At 68.3% G+C, this 18,975-nt stretch carries 21 protein-coding genes; 7 read left to right on the top strand and 14 right to left on the bottom strand.

Annotated elements, in window-relative coordinates; genetic code table 11:
- The 3 genes from ABL840_RS38450 to ABL840_RS38440 are packed head-to-tail and all read right to left on the bottom strand — an operon-like array spanning position 1 to position 3,121.
- Positions 1 to 585, bottom strand: coding sequence for a hypothetical protein (locus ABL840_RS38450; protein WP_093300220.1), 585 nt, complete (start codon positions 583 to 585; stop codon positions 1 to 3).
- Between the two features lie 35 nt (positions 586 to 620).
- Entirely contained in the window at positions 621 to 2,261 is a 1,641-nt protein-coding gene (locus ABL840_RS38445; protein WP_093300219.1) for an acyl-CoA dehydrogenase family protein, read from the bottom strand.
- A 23-nt stretch (positions 2,262 to 2,284) separates the two neighbouring features.
- Complete coding sequence (locus ABL840_RS38440) at positions 2,285 to 3,121, bottom strand: thioesterase family protein (RefSeq protein WP_093300218.1); 837 nt, start codon at positions 3,119 to 3,121, stop codon at positions 2,285 to 2,287.
- Positions 3,122 to 3,196: 75 nt separating this feature from the next.
- Here ABL840_RS38440 and ABL840_RS38435 point away from each other — a divergent pair, with 75 nt between their 5' ends.
- On the top strand, positions 3,197 to 3,823 hold the full coding sequence (locus tag ABL840_RS38435) for a TetR/AcrR family transcriptional regulator (RefSeq protein WP_418116150.1): 627 nt from the start codon (positions 3,197 to 3,199) through the stop codon (positions 3,821 to 3,823).
- On the opposite strand, the gene ABL840_RS38430 is transcribed toward ABL840_RS38435, so the two are convergent.
- The 3 genes from ABL840_RS38430 to ABL840_RS38420 all read right to left on the bottom strand — a co-directional run bounded on the left by ABL840_RS38430 (position 3,824) and on the right by ABL840_RS38420 (position 8,091).
- Complete coding sequence (locus tag ABL840_RS38430; RefSeq protein ID WP_093300216.1) at positions 3,824 to 4,021, bottom strand: hypothetical protein; 198 nt, start codon at positions 4,019 to 4,021, stop codon at positions 3,824 to 3,826. It abuts the gene before it with no gap.
- 110 nt (positions 4,022 to 4,131) lie between these two features.
- Positions 4,132 to 5,124, bottom strand: coding sequence for a Bug family tripartite tricarboxylate transporter substrate binding protein (locus ABL840_RS38425; protein WP_418116149.1), 993 nt, complete (start codon positions 5,122 to 5,124; stop codon positions 4,132 to 4,134).
- Between the two features lie 3 nt (positions 5,125 to 5,127).
- Positions 5,128 to 8,091: a DNA topoisomerase III gene (locus ABL840_RS38420; protein WP_093300215.1), complete on the bottom strand. Its 2,964-nt coding sequence runs from the start codon at positions 8,089 to 8,091 to the stop codon at positions 5,128 to 5,130.
- A gap of 87 nt (positions 8,092 to 8,178) precedes the next feature.
- Here ABL840_RS38420 and ABL840_RS38415 point away from each other — a divergent pair, with 87 nt between their 5' ends.
- The 3 genes from ABL840_RS38415 to ABL840_RS38405 are packed head-to-tail and all read left to right on the top strand — an operon-like array spanning position 8,179 to position 9,915.
- A complete protein-coding gene (locus ABL840_RS38415) occupies positions 8,179 to 8,889 on the top strand; it encodes an SET domain-containing protein (protein WP_418116148.1) in 711 nt (236 codons plus the stop codon).
- Between the two features lie 2 nt (positions 8,890 to 8,891).
- Positions 8,892 to 9,710, top strand: coding sequence for a biotin--[acetyl-CoA-carboxylase] ligase (locus ABL840_RS38410; RefSeq protein WP_093300213.1), 819 nt, complete (start codon positions 8,892 to 8,894; stop codon positions 9,708 to 9,710).
- A 4-nt stretch (positions 9,711 to 9,714) separates the two neighbouring features.
- The gene (locus ABL840_RS38405) at positions 9,715 to 9,915 is read left to right on the top strand and encodes a sporulation protein (RefSeq protein ID WP_093300212.1); all 201 of its coding nucleotides are present in this window, start codon (positions 9,715 to 9,717) and stop codon (positions 9,913 to 9,915) included.
- A 28-nt stretch (positions 9,916 to 9,943) separates the two neighbouring features.
- On the opposite strand, the gene ABL840_RS38400 is transcribed toward ABL840_RS38405, so the two are convergent.
- From ABL840_RS38400 to ABL840_RS38390, 3 genes are all read right to left on the bottom strand, one after another.
- Positions 9,944 to 11,386, bottom strand: coding sequence for a sensor histidine kinase (locus ABL840_RS38400; RefSeq protein ID WP_093300211.1), 1,443 nt, complete (start codon positions 11,384 to 11,386; stop codon positions 9,944 to 9,946).
- Between the two features lie 112 nt (positions 11,387 to 11,498).
- Positions 11,499 to 12,173, bottom strand: coding sequence for a response regulator transcription factor (locus ABL840_RS38395; protein ID WP_093300210.1), 675 nt, complete (start codon positions 12,171 to 12,173; stop codon positions 11,499 to 11,501).
- Between the two features lie 73 nt (positions 12,174 to 12,246).
- Complete coding sequence (locus ABL840_RS38390; RefSeq protein WP_093300209.1) at positions 12,247 to 12,732, bottom strand: MarR family winged helix-turn-helix transcriptional regulator; 486 nt, start codon at positions 12,730 to 12,732, stop codon at positions 12,247 to 12,249.
- A 146-nt stretch (positions 12,733 to 12,878) separates the two neighbouring features.
- Here ABL840_RS38390 and recA point away from each other — a divergent pair, with 146 nt between their 5' ends.
- From recA to ABL840_RS38375, 3 genes are read left to right on the top strand one after another with little or no spacing between them, the layout of a single operon-like run.
- A complete protein-coding gene (gene recA / locus ABL840_RS38385) occupies positions 12,879 to 13,973 on the top strand; it encodes a recombinase RecA (protein ID WP_093195926.1) in 1,095 nt (364 codons plus the stop codon).
- A gap of 42 nt (positions 13,974 to 14,015) precedes the next feature.
- Entirely contained in the window at positions 14,016 to 14,474 is a 459-nt protein-coding gene (recX, locus tag ABL840_RS38380; RefSeq protein ID WP_093300208.1) for a recombination regulator RecX, read from the top strand.
- Entirely contained in the window at positions 14,458 to 14,886 is a 429-nt protein-coding gene (locus ABL840_RS38375) for a polyketide cyclase (protein ID WP_093300207.1), read from the top strand. Before recX ends, ABL840_RS38375 begins: the two co-directional genes overlap by 17 nt.
- A gap of 24 nt (positions 14,887 to 14,910) precedes the next feature.
- Here ABL840_RS38375 and ABL840_RS38370 read toward each other — a convergent pair whose 3' ends face one another.
- Genes ABL840_RS38370 through ABL840_RS38350 form a run of 5 tightly spaced genes read right to left on the bottom strand, consistent with a single transcriptional unit; the run spans position 14,911 to position 18,951 of the window.
- Entirely contained in the window at positions 14,911 to 16,020 is a 1,110-nt protein-coding gene (locus ABL840_RS38370) for a mandelate racemase/muconate lactonizing enzyme family protein (protein ID WP_093300205.1), read from the bottom strand.
- 5 nt (positions 16,021 to 16,025) lie between these two features.
- On the bottom strand, positions 16,026 to 16,853 hold the full coding sequence (locus ABL840_RS38365; protein ID WP_093300201.1) for a transporter substrate-binding domain-containing protein: 828 nt from the start codon (positions 16,851 to 16,853) through the stop codon (positions 16,026 to 16,028).
- 32 nt (positions 16,854 to 16,885) lie between these two features.
- The gene (locus tag ABL840_RS38360; RefSeq protein WP_093195931.1) at positions 16,886 to 17,614 is read right to left on the bottom strand and encodes an amino acid ABC transporter ATP-binding protein; all 729 of its coding nucleotides are present in this window, start codon (positions 17,612 to 17,614) and stop codon (positions 16,886 to 16,888) included.
- Positions 17,598 to 18,245, bottom strand: a complete 648-nt coding sequence (locus tag ABL840_RS38355; RefSeq protein ID WP_093300566.1) for an amino acid ABC transporter permease — start codon at positions 18,243 to 18,245, stop codon at positions 17,598 to 17,600. Before ABL840_RS38355 ends, ABL840_RS38360 begins: the two co-directional genes overlap by 17 nt.
- Before the next feature lie 22 nt (positions 18,246 to 18,267).
- Positions 18,268 to 18,951, bottom strand: a complete 684-nt coding sequence (locus ABL840_RS38350) for an amino acid ABC transporter permease (protein ID WP_093300199.1) — start codon at positions 18,949 to 18,951, stop codon at positions 18,268 to 18,270.
- Positions 18,952 to 18,975 lie beyond the last annotated feature (24 nt).

Below are 18,975 nucleotides of genomic sequence, written 5' to 3'. Positions count from 1 at the left end.
CTAGGTCCGGCCCACGAAGGTGGCCGCCGGCACGTTCGTTCTCCAGAAAGCCTCGTCGCGAACGGGCGCGCCCCAGGCTTCCAGATAGTCGAGCACCAGCTCTCGCGTCAGGCGGTCCCTGACCAGCCTCGATGCATAGCGCTCGGTCCGTTCGAACCCGAACGGGCTGCCTTCCTGGAAGAAGGCCCAGCGATCGTCCTTCATCGCGCGCACCATGCGCCTCGGCTTGCCGTCCGCATCGACCTCGAACGAGTTGATCGGGTCCTCCGCCTGCGGCGAAGTGCTCCGCACCTCGGCGACGTCGAACAGGAAGCGGGTGCAGTACGAGCGGAAGAAGTAGTCGCTCGACGCGGCGTGCGGCATGAAGGCCGTGAGATGCGGGGCGGCTTCCGGCACCCAGAGCAGCATGGTGGAGCCTTCCCCACTGTACGACTGGGATGGAAAGGCGAATGGCGCGGCCGCCACCTTCACCTTCATCGGGGGATGGCCGTCGAAGGCGCGCGCCACCTCGATCAAGGGAGCGCGAACGACAACGAGATTGAAATACGCCCGATCCAGCACTCCGGGTTGCGCCGCAATGGTCATGGGCGCGATTCTCAACTGCTGGGACAGGCGTCTGGTCAGCGCCAGGCAGCACGCAGCAGCGCCGCCGGATCCGAAGTGCCGGCGCTGATGCCCGTCACAGGCCCCCAGTCGGGATCGAAGCGGCTCGACAGGAACGCGGCCGATTCCTCCGCGCTCGCGTGCTCCAGCATCAGGCAGGCCTGCGCGGCCAGCACCAGCCGCTGGATGAAGCGGCGGGCCTGCTGCTCCAGCTCCTGCGGCGGCAGCTGCGTCATCCGGCGCACGGTCTGCAGCGCGTCGAGCACGCGGGGCTCGCCGGTGGCGACTTCCTGCAGGTGATCGAGCACGAGGTGCGCGTCGTCGGGGTTGCGCGAGACGGCGCGCAGCACGTCCAGGCACATCACGTTGCCCGAGCCTTCCCAGATCGAGTTGACCGGCGCCTCGCGGAAGAGCCGGCCCATCGGGCCCTCTTCCACGTAGCCGTTGCCGCCGAACACTTCCATCGCCTCGCCGGTGAGCGCCACCGCGCGCTTGCAGTTCCAGAACTTCGCGGCGGGCGTGAGCAGCCGGCGCCAGGCCGTGTCCAGCGGCGCCGCGGAGCCGAAGCGCGAGGCCAGCCCCATCGCCAGCAGCGTGGCGCTTTGCGATTCGAGCGCCATGTCGGCCAGCAGGGCGGTCATCACCGGCTGGTCGGCCAGCGCCTTGCCGAAGACGTGGCGGTTGCGCGCGTAGTGCAGCGCCTGCGCGAAGGCCTGGCGCATGAAGCCGGCGCTGGCCAGCGCGCAATCCAGCCGCGTCACGGTCGCCATCTCGATGATGGTCGGGATGCCGCGGCCCTCGTCGCCCACGAGCACGCCCCAGGCGTCCTTGAACTCGACCTCGCTGCTCGAATTGGAGCGGTTGCCGACCTTGTCCTTCAGCCGCTGAATGTGGATCGCGTTCTTGCTTCCGTCGGGCCGCCAGCGCGGCACGAAGAAGCATGAGGAGCCGTGCTCGTCGGTCTTGGCGAGCACCAGGTGGCCGTCGCACATCGGCGCCGAGAAGAACCACTTGTGGCCTGTGATGAGGAATTCGTCGCCCCACGGCCCGCTGCCCGCAGGCACGGCGCGCGTGGTGTTCGTGCGCACGTCGCTGCCGCCCTGCTTCTCGGTCATGCCCATGCCGACCGTGATCGAGGTCTTGCCCTCGAGCGGGATGTCGCGCGCATCGTGGTCGTTCGACGCCAGCTTGTCGCGCAGCGCGGCGTACAGCGCCGCGTTGCGGCGCACGACCGGGATGCAGGCCTTGGTCATGGTGGTCGGGCAGGTCGAGCCCGATTCGATCTGGCTGTGCATATAGAGCGACGCGCCGTAGCCCACCCAGGCCGAGGGCCGCTCGTCGAAGAACGGCAGGTTGGCGATGCCGTTGCGCCGGGCGATGGTCATCATCGTGTGCCAGGCCGGGTGGAAGCGCACCTGGTCGATGCGCTCGCCGGTGCGCGAGTGGGTGTGCAGTTCGGGCTCGTGGTGGTTGGCGTCTTCCGCGGCGCGCAGCGTGGCCTCGGCGCCGTACTCCGCGCCCTGGCGCGCCAGCTCCTCGTCGCGCCAGGCCGCGCCGCCGCGTGTCACTGCGCCGCGCAGCGTGGGGTCGCTGGTGTAGACGTTGTAGTCCTTGAGTTCGGGGACCTGGTTGTCGGGGTGGATGCCGGTGGTGGTCATGGTCGTTTCTTCCGGTTGAAGGCTCAGGCTTCGGGGCGCCGCTCGCGCAGCACCAGCGTCTGGGTGGCGAGGCCGATGGGGCCGCTCTCGTCGTAGAGATGGGACACGACGAGGCCCGCGCCGCCGCCGTGGGCCTCGGTGACCGAGCTCACGCCGATCCACTCGCCCTGCGGCACGCGGAACAGGTTCATGCTCATGTCGGCGTTGGTGAACAGGTAGCGCTCGGCCGGCAGCACCCAGCTCAGGCCGTTACCGAAGTCGGCGGCGGCCGCAGCACGCATCGCGGGCGAAGTGGCCGCACCGTGCAGCAGCGGCACCGCGAGGCGGAACCACGCGCCGCATGGGCCGGGCCGGGCGGCGTCGCCTTCGGCCACGCGCGTTTCCATGGCGGTGCCGTAGAACGACACGCCCCTGGGCAGCCCCGGGATGCGCACGGGCTCCTTGCAGTCGCGCGGCAGCGGCAGCATCTGCCGCCGCGGCCAGCCGGGCAGATCGGACGGCAGCGTCAGCTGCTGTTGCGCCAGCAGCAGGACATTCGCCCGCGCCACCAGCACCTCGCCGGCGAGCAGGTCGATGCCCACGCGCACGGTCGAGCGCGAAGCCTGCACCTGCGTGCGCGTCGTCAGCGGCGCCACGGGCACCGGCTTCACCAGCTCGGTGGTGAGCCGCGCCAGCTGCCAGCCGGTGCCGGGCGCGGCCCGCTCGGCTACGTACGCGAGAAGTGCGCAGGGCGCGCCGCCATGCTGCGCGCGCGGGTCCCAGGGGCCGCGCGAGAGTTCGCTCGGCAGCCAGGCGTCGCCGCCCTGCGCGGTGTAGACGGCGGGGTGGGAGCCGTCCGGATCGATGTCGTCTTGAGCCATTGCAGAATGCCGTTCGATGGGTCAAAAAATTCTAGGAACAACCCGCCCGCGAGGTGTTCGGGTTCGGCTGCGCTGATGGCTGCTCCCCGCGCCGCCGCCGCCCCGAGGAGAAAGCCGCGCCAGTCCCGCGCGCTCCACACCTCGCAGGCGCTGCAGGAAGCCTTTGTTCGGCTTTTGGTCGAGAAGGGTTTTGCCGCCATCACCATCCGCGAGATCGTGTCCGTGGCGGGCACGGGGCTCGGCAGCTTCTACGAATACTTCGCGAGCAAGGAAGACCTGGCGCGCGTTGTCCTGCACCTGCGCTCCAAGGCGCTGCTGCTGGACATGCGCGCGGCCGTCGCCGCGCACGCGGGGCGGCCGCTGGCGGAAATAGTGGATGCGGTGATCGACGCGCAGCTGGAGGCGCACCGCGCGCAACCCCTGGCCTGGGGCGCGCACTACCTGCTGGAGCGGCACCTCTCGGGTCCGGAGGCCTACCGCAAGATGTACGACCGCTTCGTGGGCGAATGGGTGGGCGTGCTCGACGCGGCTGTTGACCTGTCGCCGGACTGCCAGAAGAAGGAAGTTGCCCGCGTGTGCCAGACCATCATCTACGGCCTGTTCGCGCACCTGCACATCGGTACGGGCGGGCGGCCCGACCTGCAGGCGCTGTCACGGCAGCTGCGTGCCGCGTTGCACGGCTACCTGGCGGGCGTGGCCTGATCAGCGCGCGCCGCTGCTGTTCTTGTAGCCGCTGACGCTGGCGTCGATGGTGCCGAACACCGTGACGCCGCTGCCGCTGGTCGGCGTGGCGGCGGAGGAGCCGGCATTGCCGTTGCCGGCCGAACCCGTGCCGGCGCAACCCGTGGCCAGTACGCCCATTGCGATCGCGAATGCTGCGGCGATGAAAGACGACTTCAACGGAATCTCCTGGATGGTTGGACCGGGGCCACTATAGGCCGGCCGCGTAAAGCGGCTGTAACAGCACACCCGGCGCCGTCAGGGTTGTTGGCGCCGCCTGCCCCTCCTGCTTATTCGGGCTTGGCGCCCGAGGCCTTCACCGCCGCGCCCCACACGCCGATCTCGCTCGCCACGAAGCGGTCGAACTCGGCCGGGGTCGTCGGTGCGGGCTCGGAGCCGCGCTCGCGGATGAAGCGCGCCATCTGCTCGCTCTTCAGGATGTCGGTCACCTCGCGGTTGAGGCGCTCGACGATGTCGGGCGGCGTGCCGCGCGGCGCCATCAGGCCGAGCCAGCCCACGGCCTCGAAGTTCTTCGTGCCCGCCACGCCGCTTTCGCGCACGGTGGGCACGTCGGGCAGCTGCGAGGAGCGCGTGGCCGAGGTCACGGCCAGCGGTACCGCCCGGCCCGACTTGATGTGCGGCAGCGCGGCCGTCACCGAGTCGATCATCAACGGCACCTGGTTGCCCAGGAAGTCCGACTGCGCCGGGCCGCTGCCCCGGTACGGAATGTGCGTGACGAAGACATGCGCCGCCGCCTTGTACATCTCGCCCGACAGATGCTGCGTGCCGCCGATGCCGGCGCTCGCGTAGCTCAGCCGGCCGGGCTCGGCCTTGGCGCGCGCGGTGAGCTCGGCCAGCGTGCGGATGCCGCTCTCGGGCGTGGCCAGGAACACCAGCGGCACCTTGGCGATGAGCGAGATGCCGACCAGGTCCTTGCGCGGATCGAACCCCGGCTTGGCGTAGAGCGTCTGGTTCACCGCCATCGCGCTGCCCGCCACCACCAGCGTGTAGCCGTCGGGCTGCGAGCGCACCACGAACTCGGTGCCGATGTTGCTGCCGGCGCCGGCCTTGTTGTCGACCACCACCGGCTGGCCCAGCCGCTTGCCGAGCTGTTCGGCGATGGCGCGGGCGAAGATGTCGGTGGCCTGCCCGGGCGGGAACGGCACGACCAGCTTGACCGGCCTGTCGGGCCATGCGGCGGCATGCGCCATGCCCGTGCCGCCGAGCACCGCCGTGGCCAGGGTGGCCAGCGCCACGCTCGTCGCGAAGTGTCTGCGCAGCATGGCTCAGGGCGCCGAGAGGTGCTTGCCCACGATGCCCGCGAGCTCGAACATCGTCACCTGGTCCTTGCCGAACACCGGCTTGAGCTTGGCGTCGGCGTTGATCGCGCGCTTGTCCTTCGCGTCCTGCAGGCCGTTGGCCTTGATGTAGTCCCAGAGCTTCTTCACCACCTCGGTGCGCGCGACCGGCTCGTTGCCGATCACCGCCGCCAGGGCGTCGCTGGGCTTCAGGCCCGCGCCGGGCTTGCGTGGCGCGGCGGCCTTCTTCGCTGCCGGGGCCTTCTTGGCCGCGGGCGTCTTCTTCGCCGCCACCTTCTTCGCGGCAGCCGTCTTGCCGGCCGGCGCAGCCTTGCCGAAGGTCTTGCGCGGCGGGAACTTGCTGCCGCCCTCGCGCGGCGCGAACTCGAAGGTCACCTTGCCCTCTTCGGCGTTCCAGGTCAGGAAGGCCTTGAAGGCGCGGCGCGTGCGCATGCTCACGAACTTGTCGAGCAGGTCGGTCTTGCCGGTGGCGAGCAGCTTTTCCATCTGCGCGCGCTCCACCGGCTGCTGCAGGATGATCTTGCCGGTCTTGAAGGTGCAGCTCGGCGTGGGCTGCGAGTTGGTCGGCACCGACTTCTCGCAGACGTAGTTGCTGCCATGCTCGAACACCGGCGCGCCGCACACCGGGCACGGGCCCACGGTGTCCTGCTCGCTGAAGTCGACGATCTCGCCGCTTTCCTCGTTCTTGTCGTCGCCGAAGTCGAACTCCAGCTTCCAGTTCTTCGCTTCCTCGTCGTACTTGATGACGATCTCGGAGGTGAAGGGCCAGCCGGCCTTGGAGCGGAAGCCTTCCAGCGGGCCGATGTGCTTGTCGTGCAGCAGCGCCTCGGCCTCGGCCACCTCGAAGGTGCGCCCGGCCGGCGACTTGCCGAACGAGAAGCCGCAGGCGTCCTCGCCGGTGCCGCTCTTGCCGGTGCAGGCGTAGCGGCGGTAGTTCTCGCGCACGATGCCGCCGCAGTTGGGGCACGGCGTGCGCAGCGTGGCGTAGTCGCCCGGCACGGTGTCGCGGTCGTACTCCTTGGCCTTCTTGACGATGTGCTCCGTCATCTCGGCAATCTCGCGCATGAAGGCGTCGCGGCTGAGCGCGCCCTTCTCCATCTGCGCGAGCTTGTATTCCCACTCGCCTGTGAGCTCGGCCTTGGAAAGTTCCTCCACGCCCAGGCCGCGCAGCAGCGTCATGAGCTGGAAGGCCTTGGCCGTCGGGATCAGCTCGCGGCCTTCGCGCAGCATGTACTTCTCGGTGATCAGGCCTTCGATGGTGGCCGCGCGCGTGGCTGGCGTGCCCAGGCCCTTCTCCTGCATGGCCTCGCGCAGCTCGTCGTCGTCGATGGTCTTGCCCGCGCCTTCCATGGCGCCGAGCAGCGTGGCTTCGGAATAGCGTGCCGGCGGGCGCGTCTTCAGGCCCTTGATGTCGGCCGACACGGTGTTGACGATCTCGCCCGGCTTCACCGGCACGAGGCGCTTGCCGTCCTTGTCGTCTTCCTTCTCGTCGTCCTGGGCTTCCTTGCCGTAGATGGCGAGCCAGCCCGGCTTCACCAGCACCTTGCCGTCGGTGCGGAAGGCGTATTTCTTTCCGCCCTGCTCCACCGTGCTGATGCGCGTGGTCACCTGGTATTCGGCGCTCGGGAAGAACACCGACATGAAGCGGCGCACCACGAAGTCGTACAGCTTCTGCTCTGCTTCGCTCAGGCCGCTCGGTGCCTGCAGCGTCGGGATGATCGCGAAGTGGTCCGACACCTTTGCGTTGTCGAAGATGCGCTTGTTGGGCTTGACGTAGTTGCCGTCCACCGCCTGCTGGGCGAAGGGCGCCAGGTGCTTCATGCCGCTGTTGGCGAGCATGCCCATGGTCTGCTTGACCACCGGCAGGTAGTCTTCAGGCAGCGCGCGCGAGTCGGTACGCGGGTAGGTCAGCGCCTTGTGGCGCTCGTACAGGCTCTGCGCCAGCGCCAGCGTGGTCTTGGCGCTGAAGCCGAAGCGGCTGTTGGCCTCGCGCTGCAGCGAGGTCAGGTCGAACAGCAGCGGCGATGCCTGCGTGGTGGGCTTGCTCTCTTCCGTGACGGTGGCGGGCTTGCCGCGCGAGGCGTCGGCGATGGCGCGGGCTTCCTGCTCGTTCCACACGCGGTCGGCGCGCTGCTCGGGATCGGGCTCGCCGTTGGCCAGCAGCGGCGCGTTGGCCTTCTTCCAGTCGGGGTTGAACCACTTGCCCGGGTACTCGCCGGCCTCGGCGCCGAAGGTGCCGTGGATTTCCCAGTAGTCGCGCGAGACGAACTTGCGGATCTGTTCCTCGCGCTCCACCACCACCGAGAGCGTGGGCGTCTGCACGCGGCCCACGGTCGTGAGGAAGAAGCCGCCGTCGCGCGAATTGAAGGCCGTCATCGCGCGCGTGCCATTGATGCCCACCAGCCAGTCGGCTTCCGAGCGCGAGCGCGCGGCGTCGGCCAGGCCCTGCATCTGCTTCTCGGTGCGCAGCGCGTCGAAGCCGTCACGAATGGCCTGCGGCGTCATCGACTGCAGCCACAGGCGCTTCACCGGCTTGTTCAGGCCCGACTTGCCGCCCGCGTACTGCTCGATGAGGCGGAAGATCAGCTCGCCCTCGCGTCCCGCGTCGCATGCGTTGATGAGCTGCGTCACGTCCTTGCGCTTGGCCTGCTTGACCACCGCGTTCAGGCGGGTCTTGGTCTTGTCTACGGGCTTGAGGTCGAAGTGCGGCGGGATCACCGGCAGGTTGGCGAAGCTCCACTTGCCGCGCTTGACGTCGAATTCCTCGGGCGCCTGGATCTCGACCAGGTGACCGACAGCGCTGGTCACGACATAGCTGTCGTTCTCGAAATGCTCGTCATGTTTGTCGAATTTCCCTGCGACCGGCGTGAGGGCGCGGACGATGTCCTGCGCCACCGACGGCTTTTCTGCGATTACCAACGTCTTTGTCATCTAAGGGCTCTCTATACTCTGCGGCTTCCCGCGTGCGCACGCGCACACGCGCATGTGTGTGCATATTCAAACTAACAGACTTCGGCGATGCCTTCCAAATCCCCACTTCCGGCCGGTCGTGATACGCAGGCCACCGCGCTCCCCGAGGCTGATGCGCAGCCCGCCGCCAAGGAGCGTTCCGGCCGCCGCCGCATCCAGATGCGACGCTCCGATGTCCACGGCAACGGCGTGTTCGCCGTGCAGGACCTGGCCGAAGGCGAGACGCTGATCGAATACAAGGGCGAGGTCATCAACTGGAAGGAGGCGCTGCGCCGCCATCCGCACGACCCGACCCAGCCGAACCACACTTTCTACTTCCACATCGACGACGGCCGCGTGATCGACGGCAACGTCAAGGGCAACGATGCACGCTGGATCAACCACTCGTGCGAGCCGAACTGCGAAGCTGACGAGGTCGATGGGCGCGTTTATATCAAGGCGCTGCGCAACATCGCCGCCGGCGAAGAGCTCAACTACGACTACGGCCTGATCATCGACGAGCCGTACACGCCGAAACTTCTTTCCGAATTTCCCTGCTGGTGCGGCTCGGAGCAGTGCCGCGGCACGCTGCTGACGCCCAAGGACGAGGACGAAGAGAAGAAGAAAAAGAAGAAGGCGAAGAAAAAGGCCGAAAAGAAGAAAGCCGAGAAGAAGGCTGAGAAGAAGGACGCCAGGAAGGCGGAGAAAAAGGCTGAAAAGAAGGCCGAGAAAAAAGCGGAAAAGAAATCCGCCAAGAAAGACAAGTCCGCCAAGGACTGACCATGGACAACAGCAGCACGGCCGACTGGTTCCAGGACCGGATCGCCGCGGCGATCACGCCGCTGCTGCCCGGCTTCGCCGTCGAGGCCGTGGCCGAGATCGACTCCACCAACACCGAGCTGATGCGCCGGGCGCGCGCAGGTCGCGTCGAGCCCGTGTTGCTCGTGACCGAGCGCCAGACGGCCGGGCGTGGCCGTCTGGGGCGGCCCTGGCAGAGCGGCGACGCGCGGCAGGAGGCGTCGGCCTCGCTCATGTTCTCGCTGGGCCTGCCGCTGGCGCCGGCCGACTGGTCGGGGCTCTCGCTGGCCGTGGGTGTCAGCGTCGCCGAAAGCCTCGATCCTTCCGGCGCGCAGAAGGTCGGCCTCAAGTGGCCCAACGACGTGTGGGTCAACGATCGCAAGCTGGTCGGCATCCTCGTCGAGACCGCATTGCCGGCCAATGGCCGGCCCGATGCCTCGCGCTACCTCGTGATCGGCATTGGCGTGAACATCGGCGCACGCGAGGCCGACGGCATGCGCACGCCGCCGGCCTGGGTGCATCAGTGGCGTCCGAGCGTCGGTGCGCCCGAGGTGCTGGGCGAGCTGGTCTTGCCGCTGGTGCGCACGGTGCTCGACTTCGAGACCCGCGGCTTCGCGCCCTTCGCCGAGCGCTTCGCCGCGCGCGACGTGCTGCGCGGGCGCGAGGTGACGCTCAGCGACGGCACCGCCGGCCTGTGCGAAGGCGTGACCTGGGGCGGCGAGCTTCAGGTGCGCACCGACGCCGGCCTGCAGCTGATCTCGAGCGACGAAGTGAGCGTACGCCCTCGCGGCATGGCTTTCTGAGCATATGAAGCTGCGCCTGCTCCTCGTCGTCCTGCTGCTGGCCAACGCCGGCTACTTCCTCTGGACGCGCGGCGATCTCGCCGGCTTCGGCCTGGCGCCGGCGGGCCTCAGCGAGCGCGAGCCGCAGCGCATGGCGCGCCAGATTCATCCCGAATTGCTGCAGATCCGCAAGGAAGCGGCGAAGCCCGCCGCGCCGGCGCCCTGACGACCGACGAGCCCTTCTGCGGGGCTGCTCAGGGGGGCGGCTCGTTCTCGAAGCGCACCGTGAACAGCGCCCCCGGCGGATGCCGGCCCGGATGCGCGTCCTCCAGCTTCACCTGCGCGCGATGCTGGTTCGCGATCTCCAGCACGATCGGCAGCCCCAGCCCCGAGCCGTCGGCCTCGTTGCCGAGCACGCGGTAGAAGGGCTCGAACACCAGCTCGCGATCGGCTTCGGCGATGCCGGGGCCGTTGTCCTCCACCTGCAGCAGCAGCACGTGGCCGAAGGGGTCGGCGAGCACACGCACTGTGATCAGGCCGGGACGCTCGGGCGTCGAGGGCGTGTAGTTGATCGCGTTGTCGACCAGGTTGCGCACCAGTTCCTTCAGCAGCGTCGCGTTGCCGTCGAACACCACGCCCGGCGCGCCGGGCTCGACGCCGTCGTAGCCCAGGTCGATGCGCTTCTCGATCGCGCGCGGCACCGCCTCGCGCACCACCTCGATGGTCAGCTTCGCCAGGTCGCAGGGCTGGTGGTGCGCGTTGGCGCTGTTGCCCTCGGCGCGCGCCAGCGACAGCAGCTGGTTCACCGTGTGCGTGGCGCGCTTGCTCGCGCGGCCGATCTGCTTGAGCGACTGCTTCAGCTCGTCGGCGTTGGCGCCCTCGCGCTGCGCCAGGTCGGCCTGCATGCGCAGGCCCGCCAGCGGCGTCTTCAGCTGGTGCGCCGCGTCGGCCAGGAAGCGCTTCTGCGTGCCGATCGAATCGTTGAGCTTGTCGAGCAATTCGTTGACCGACGACACCAGCGGAACCACTTCCAGCGGCACCGAGGATTCGTCCAGCGGGCTCAGGTCGCCCGGTCGGCGCTCGCGGATGCGCGCCTCCACCACCGACAGCGGCTTGATGCCGCGCACCAGCGCCAGCCAGATCAGCAGCACTGCCAGCGGCAGTATGGCGAACTGCGGCAGCAGCACGCCCTTGATGATCTCGGCCGCCAGCACCGACTGCTTCTCGCGCGTCTCGGCCAGTTGCAGCAGCGTGGGCGGCACGTCGTCGGTGCCGCTGGCGATCCACATCGAGGCCACGCGCACCGGCTGGCCGTGCACGTCGCTGTTGTGCAGGAACACCTGGCCGGGCGGCAGCGGCTCGTCGAGGCCGGGCTGCGGAATGTCGCGCTCGCCGCTGAGCAGGTTGTCGTAGCCATCGAGCAGCTGGTAGTACACGTGGCCGCTCTCGTCGGCGCGCAGGATCTCGCGCGCCGACTGCGAGAGCACGAACTGCGCGTGCCCTTCCTTCATCGTCACCAGTTCGGCCAGCGCCTTCACGTTGTGCTCGAGCGCGCGGTCGAAGGGCGCGTTGGCGATGCCCTGCGCCACCAGCCAGGTGACGCCGATGCTCACCGGCACCAGCAGCAGCAGCGGCGTGAGCATCCAGTCGAGGATCTCGCCGAAGAGGGAGCGCTGCGCGCGCTGGAAAAGCTTCACTTGATTCGCTCCCGGGCCGCGCGCACCACCTGTCTTCGCGCCGCCTTGCCGAGGGCGATGCCTGCGGCCCGGCAAAGCCGGTTCCGCGGCATTTCCCGCATGTCAGGGTGCATCAGGGCTGGATCTTTTCGAGGCAGTAGCCCAGCCCGCGCACCGTCGCGATGCGCACCGGGCCCTTCTCGATCTTCTTGCGCAGGCGGTGGATGTAGACCTCGATGGCGTTGAGGCTCACCTCCTCGCCCCACTCGCACAGCCGGTCGACGAGCTGGTCCTTGCTCACCAGCCGGCCGGCGCGCTGCAGCAGCACCTCGAGCAGGCCGAGTTCGCGCGCCGACAGCTCGACCATCTTGCCGTCGATGGTGGCCACGCGGCCGGCCTGGTCGTACACCAGCGGGCCGTGGCGGATGGTGTTGCTGGTGGCGCCCATGCCGCGCCGCGTGAGGGCGCGCACGCGCGCTTCCAGTTCCTGCAGGCTGAAGGGCTTGGCCATGTAGTCGTCGGCGCCATGGTCCAGGCCCTTGACGCGCTCCTCCACGCTGTCGGCCGCGGTCAGCACCAGCACCGGCAGCTGCGAGCCGCGTGCACGCAGGCGCTTCAGGATCTCGATGCCGTGCAGGCTGGGCAGCCCGAGGTCGAGGATCAGCAGGTCGAACTCGTCGTGGGTCATGAGCGCGGTGTCGGCCTGCGAGCCGTTCGCCACGTGGTCGACCGCCGCGCCCGAGGTGCGCAGGCTGCGCAGCAGGGCATCGGCAAGCACCTGGTCGTCTTCGGCAATCAGAATCCGCATGCTTCACCTCCGGCCTGTTTCGGGTGTCGGGGCGCCGGGCCGGCGCCGTTCACATTTGTCTCTGCGCAGGAGTCTAGCCCGCCGTATAGGCTTCGAGTCCGATGGTTACCACGGTGGCGATCTCGTCGCCCACGCTGCTCCTGAACTCCTTTTCGGCCTGCATCACCGCGCCGCGGAAGGCATCGAGCCAGGCCAGCCCGTCGGCGGTGAAGAGCACGCGCCGCGCCCGCGCGTCGAGCGGATCGGGCCCGCGGGTGACCAGCCCCCAGGCCTCGCACTGGTCGACCAGCGCGCCCATCGCCTGCTTGGTCATGCCGGCGCGCTCGGCCAGCTCCGTGAGGCGCGAGCCCTCGCGCGACAGGTGCCGCGTGATGTGGATGTGCGCCGCGCTCACCTGCGCGCGCGCCGCGAGGTTCGACAGGGCCAGCGGCACGTCGACGTCGTGCGCCATCAGCTCCAGCACGCGCTCGTCGAAACGGCGCATGGCGTGGCCCAGCAGGCGACCCAGGTGGGTCTGGCGCCAGGCGTCGTGATCAGTGGGAAAGGCGGCGTCGGCCATGGCTCGGAATGGTAAAGCAAACTGACCAAAAAACAGGTTTACGCCGAAGCATCAGCCCCTACACTACTGTTCAAGCATCCAGCCTGTAGTTAAACGCAGATGGATGGTGTCACACACAAGCCATTGATTTTCAAGGAGATTTCCACATGGACGCAGTCGTCAAAGGTTCGAGCATCGGTGCCAACAGCGAAAAGGCCAAGGCCCTGCAGGCCGCGCTGGCCCAGATCGAGAAGCAGTTCGGCAAGGGCACCATCATGCGGCTCGGCGAGGGCGAGGTGCTGGAGGACATCCAGGTGGTCTCCACCGGCTCGCTGGGCCTGGACATCGCCCTGGGCGTCGGCGGCCTGCCGCGCGGCCGGGTGGTCGAGATCTACGGCCCTGAATCGTCGGGCAAGACCACGCTCACGCTGCAGGTCATCGCCGCCATGCAGAAGCAGGCCGGCACCTGCGCCTTCGTCGACGCCGAACACGCCCTCGACGTGCAGTACGCCCAGAAGCTCGGCGTGAACCTGTCGGACCTGCTGATCAGCCAGCCCGACACCGGTGAGCAGGCCCTCGAGATCGTCGACTCGCTGGTGCGCTCCGGCGCCGTCGACCTGATCGTGGTCGACTCGGTCGCCGCGCTCACGCCCAAGGCCGAAATCGAAGGCGAAATGGGCGACTCGCTGCCCGGCCTGCAGGCCCGCCTGATGAGCCAGGCGCTGCGCAAGCTGACCGCCACCATCAAGAAGACCAACTGCATGGTCATCTTCATCAACCAGATCCGCATGAAGATCGGCGTGATGTTCGGCTCGCCCGAAACCACCACCGGCGGCAACGCGCTGAAGTTCTACGCCTCGGTGCGCCTGGACATCCGCCGCATCGGCACCATCAAGAAGGGCGACGAGGCCATCGGCAACGAGACCAAGGTGAAGGTGGTGAAGAACAAGGTCTCGCCTCCGTTCAAGACGGCCGAGTTCGACATCCTGTTCGGCGAGGGCATCAGCCGCGAGGGCGAGATCATCGACATGGGCGTGAACGCCAAGATCATCGACAAGTCGGGTGCCTGGTACGCCTACAACGGCGAGAAGATCGGCCAGGGCCGCGACAACGCCCGCGAGTTCCTGCGCGAGAACCCCACGCTGTCGCGCGAGATCGAGAACAAGGTGCGCGAGTCGCTGGGCGTGCCGCTGCTGGCCGCCGATGCCGACGACACGCCCGAGAAGCCGCAGAAGGCGGCCAAGGCCGACAAGGGCGAGTAAGCACAGGCGCGGCTCCACGGGGGCCGCGCGAGCGACCCCCGCATGGCATTCGACGCCCCATCCCTCAAAGGCCGCGCGCTGCGCCTGCTGAGCCAGCGCGAGCATTCGCGCGCGGAGCTGGAGCGCAAGCTGGCCAGGCACGAGGAAGAGCCCGGCACGCTGGCGAAGGCGCTCGACGAGCTGGCGGCCAGGGACTTCATCAGCGAGCCGCGCGTGGTGGCCTCGGTGCTCAACCAGCGCGCGGCCCGCTCGGGCGCGCTGCGGGTGAAGCAGGAGCTGCAGGCCAAAGGCATCGCGCCCGAGGCCATCGCCGAAGCCGTGGCCGGCCTGCAGGAAACCGAAGTCGAGCGCGCCACGGCCCTGTGGCGCCAGCGCTTCGCCGGGCCGCCCGCCGACGCGAAGGAACGGGCGAAGCAGATGCGATTCCTGATGGCGCGCGGTTTCTCGGGCGCTGTCGTGTCAAAGGTGCTGAGGAGCGATTTCGATGAAACCGACGAATGAGCACTCCCCCGCGCAGTCGCGCGTCGTCACGCTGCGCGTGGCTTGCGACTGGCGCCGAGCCTATGTATTGGCGGCCGATCCGAAGCGCCTGCCCGACTGGGCCAGCGGCCTCGCGAAGAGCGCGCTGGTGCCGCACGGCGACCACTGGATCGTGCGCACGCCCGAGAGCGGCGAAGCCCGCATGCGCTTCGCGCCGCGCAACGACTTCGGCGTGCTCGACCACTGGGTGGCGCCCGAGGGCGTGCCCGAGGTCTACCTGCCGTTCCGCGTGATCGGCGTCGCACCGGACGCCTGCGAGCTGCAGTTCACGCTGCTGCGCCAGCCGCACATGGACGACGCGGCCTTCGAGCGCGACGCGCAGTGGGTCGCCCGCGACCTGCGGACCCTGCGCGACCTGCTCGAAGCCGACTGATTGCCGACTGACCGGCGCGCGGGTTCAGCCGCGCAGCACGATCGGCGCGAACTTGCGCCGTGCCTTCAGCTGGTCGGCATCCCACTCGATGCCCAGCCCCGGTGTCTGTGGCGCCACCGCATGGCCGCCCTCGATGCGCAGCCGGCTCGTCGTGAGGTCGTCGAGCTGCGGGATGTATTCCACCCAGCGCGCATTCGGCACCGCCGCGCACAGGCTCACGTGCAGCTCCATCAGGAAGTGCGGGCACATCGCGATGTTGTGCGCCTCCGCGAGGTGCGCGATCTTGAGCCACGGCGTGATGCCGCCCACGCGCGCCACGTCGGCCTGCACGATGGAGCAGGCGCCCTGCTGGATGTACTCGGCGAACTGCGACGGGTGGTACATCGACTCGCCCACCGCGATCGGCACGCTGGTGCTCCCCAGCAGCTGCGCATGCGCGCGCACGTGCTCGGCCGGCATCGGCTCCTCGAACCAGGCGAGGTCGAGCGGCGCGTACTGCCGCGCGCGGCGAATGGCTTCCGCCACTGTGAAGCTCTGGTTGGCGTCGACCATCAGCTCGAAGTCCGCGCCCACCGCCTCGCGCACGGCCGACAGGCGTGCGATGTCCTGCGCCACGTGCGGCTTGCCGACCTTGATCTTCGCGCCGAGAAAGCCGTCGGCCTTCGCGGCCAGCGTCTGCTCCAGCAGCTGCGCGGGCTCCAGGTGCAGCCAGCCGCCCTCGGTGGTGTAGACCGGCACGCGTTCCTGCGCGCCGCCGGCCAGCTTCCACAGCGGCAGGCCCGCCGCGCGTGCGTTGCGGTCCCACAGCGCGGTGTCGATGGCCGCGAGAGCGAGGCTGGTGATCGCGCCCACGGCGGTGGCGTGCGTGTGGAAGAAAAGGTCGCGCCAGATGGCCTCGTACTGCTGCGGGTCGCGCCCGATCAGCCGCGGCGCCAGGTGGTCGTTCAGCAGCGCCACGATGGACGAGCCGCCCGTGCCGATGGTGTACGTGTAGCCCATGCCAGCCGAGCCGTCGTCGCAGCGCACGGTGACCATCACCGTCTCCTGCGTCACAAAGGACTGGATGGCGTCGGTGCGCCGGACTTTCGGCGCGATGTCGATCTGCGAGATCTCGACCTGGTCGATCTTCGCCATCGTGCTCAGCCTGCGTTGCGCGTCACGTCGGCCGGCAGGTCCGCGCCATGGAACTTCTTGTAGATGCTGTTGAGCTCGCCGCTCTTGAGCTGCGCCTTCACGAACTCGTCGAGCTTGGCCTTCAGGCGGGGCTCGTTCTTGCGCATGCCGATGGCCAGCATGTTGACCTTCATCGTGAACTTCGGCTCCATCTGCTTGGCCGGGTTCTTCTCGTTGATGGTCTTCAGCAGCGGCGGCGCGGTCGCGAAGATGTCGGCCTGCCCGCTCACCACCGCGGTGATGGAGGTGGCGTCGTCGTCGAAACGCACGATCTGCGTGCCGGCCGGCAGGATCTTCGTCACTTCCTGGTCGTTGGTGGTGCCGCGCGTGGCGATCACCTTCTTGCCCGCCAAGTCGGCCGGGCCGGCGATGTTCATGCTCTTGGGCGCACCCACCACGGCCAGGATGGCGGCGTAAGGCACCGAGAAGTCGACCACCTTCTCACGCTCCGGCGTGACCGACATGCTGGAGATCACGATATCGGCCTTGTCGGTCTGCAGGAAGGGAATGCGGTTGGCGCCGGTGGTCGGCACGATCTCCAGCTCGAGGCCCAGGCTCTTGGCCAGCAGGCGCGCGGTCTCGACGTCGGAGCCGGTGGCGTTGAGCTTCTCGTCCTTCAGGCCGTAGGGCGGCACGGCGAGGTCGATGGCCACGCGGATCTTCTTGGCGGCCGTGATGGTGTCGAGCTGGTCGGCGTGCGCCGATGCGCTCGCGAAGGCGAGCGGCAGGGCCAGCGCGAGGGCCGACAGCAGGGTGCCGCGGCGCTTCAGCGAAAGCGGGAAGGAAGAAGTCATCGAAAGTCTCCTGGAGTTGTCTGAACGAAAAATCAAAGCCCGGTGCCGATGAACTGGCGCAGCTCCGGCGTCTGCGGGTTGCTGAGGATGCTGGCGTCGCCCTCCTCCCACACCAGTCCCTGGTGCATGTAGATGACCTTGTCGGCCACGCCGCGCGCGAAGGCCATCTCGTGCGTGACGAGGATCATGGTCATGCCCTCGGAGGCGAGCTTCTCCATCACCTTGAGCACTTCGCCGGTGAGCTGCGGGTCGAGCGCGGAGGTGACTTCGTCGAACAGCATCAGCTGCGGCTTCATCGCGAGCGAGCGGGCGATGGCCACGCGCTGCTGCTGGCCGCCCGAGAGCTGCTCGGGGTAGGAGTCGGCCTTTTCCGCCAGGCCCACGCGCTCCAGCACTTCCATGGCGATGGCGCCTGCTTCCGAGGCGCTCATCTTCTTCACCGACTGCGGCGCGAGCGTGATGTTCTGCTTCACCGTGAGGTGCGGGAACAGGTTGTAGCTCTGGAACACGATGCCCACGTCCTTGCGCAGCGAGCGCAGCTCGAGCGCCGGGTCGTGCACCGCGTGGCCGCAGCACTGGATGGTGCCGCTGTCGATGGTCTCCAGCCGGTCGATGCAGCGCAGCGCGGTGCTTTTGCCCGAGCCGCTCTGCCCGATGATGGCCACCACCTGCCCGCGCGTCACCGAGAACGACACGCCCTTGAGCACATGCAGTTTGCCGAAGTGCTTGTGGACGTCGTTGAGTTCAACCACGGGCTGCATTGAGCTTCCTTTCAAGGGCGCGACTCCATCGCGAGAGCGGATAACAAAGGGCGAAATAAAGAAGCGCCGCGCAGCCGAAGTACAGGAAGGGCTGGAAGGTCGAGTTGTTCAGAACCTTGGCGTTGTAGGAAAGCTCGGCGTAGCCGACCACCAGCGAGGCGATCGAGGTGTTCTTGATGATCTGCACCAGGAAGCCCACCGTCGGAGGCGTGGCGATGCGCAGCGCCTGCGGCAGGATCACGCGGCGCATGCGCTCGATGCGCGTGAGCGCCAGGCACTCGGCGGCTTCCCACTGGGCGCGCGGCACTGCCTGGATGCAGCCACGCCAGATCTCGCCGAGGAAGGCGCTCGCGTAGACGGTGATGGCCAGCGCCGCCGCGGCCAGCGCCGGCACCGAGCCGATGCCCACGATGTTCGGGCCGAAGAAGCACACGCCCATCAGCACCAGCAGCGGCGTGCCCTGGATGACCTGGATGTAGCTCGCGGCGGCCACGCGCACCGCCTTCACGGGCGACACGCGCGCCAGCGCCAGCGCGAGGCCGACGAGACCGCCGCCGATGAAGGCCAGCGCCGAGAGCTGCACCGTGCCCCATGCGCCCATCAGGAGGAAGCCGAGATGCTCGGCCGGCATGAATTTCATGTCCGCGCCCTCCTCACAGCGGCGTGCCGAGCTTGCGCCGGCGCGGGAAGACCAGCATGCCCAGCAGCCAGAAGCCCAGTCGCATCGCATACGACAGCGCCAGGTACACCACCCACAGCACGATGAAGATCTCGAAGTTGCGGAAGGTGTCCGACTGGATGCGGTTGGCCACGCCGAAGAGTTCTTCCGCGCCGATCGACGACATGATGCTGGAGGCCAGCATCAGCAGCACGAACTGGCTCGCGAGCGCCGGGTACACGCGCTCCACCGCCGGGCGCAGGATCACGTGCCAGAACACCTGCACCTTCGACAGGCCAAGGCACTCGGCCGCCTCGAGCTGGCCCTTGTGAATCGACTCGATGCCCGCGCGGATGATCTCGCAGCTGTATGCGCCGATGTTCACCACCAGCGCGAGCACCGCGCCGACCATGATCGGCATCGTCACGCCCGCGCTCGACAGGCCGAAGATCAGGAAGTAGCTCTGGATCAGCAGCGGCGTGTTGCGGATCGCCTCCACGTAGCCGCCCGTCAGGCGCTGCAGCCAGCCTTGGCGGCTGTTGCGGCCCAGCGCGCAGACGGTGCCGAGCATGAAGCCCAGCACGGTGGCGAGAAAGGACAGCTGCACGGTCGTCCACGCGCCTTCGAGCAGCAACGGCCACTGCTCGAGCACGGGCATGAAGTCGAACTGGTAGTTCAATGCGTTGGGCTCCGGAAGTCCAAT

This window comes from Variovorax sp. NFACC27 (assembly GCF_048301545.1).
Classification (GTDB): Bacteria; Pseudomonadota; Gammaproteobacteria; order Burkholderiales; family Burkholderiaceae_C; genus Variovorax; species Variovorax gossypii.
This window is presented reverse-complemented; position numbering and strand designations above follow the sequence as displayed.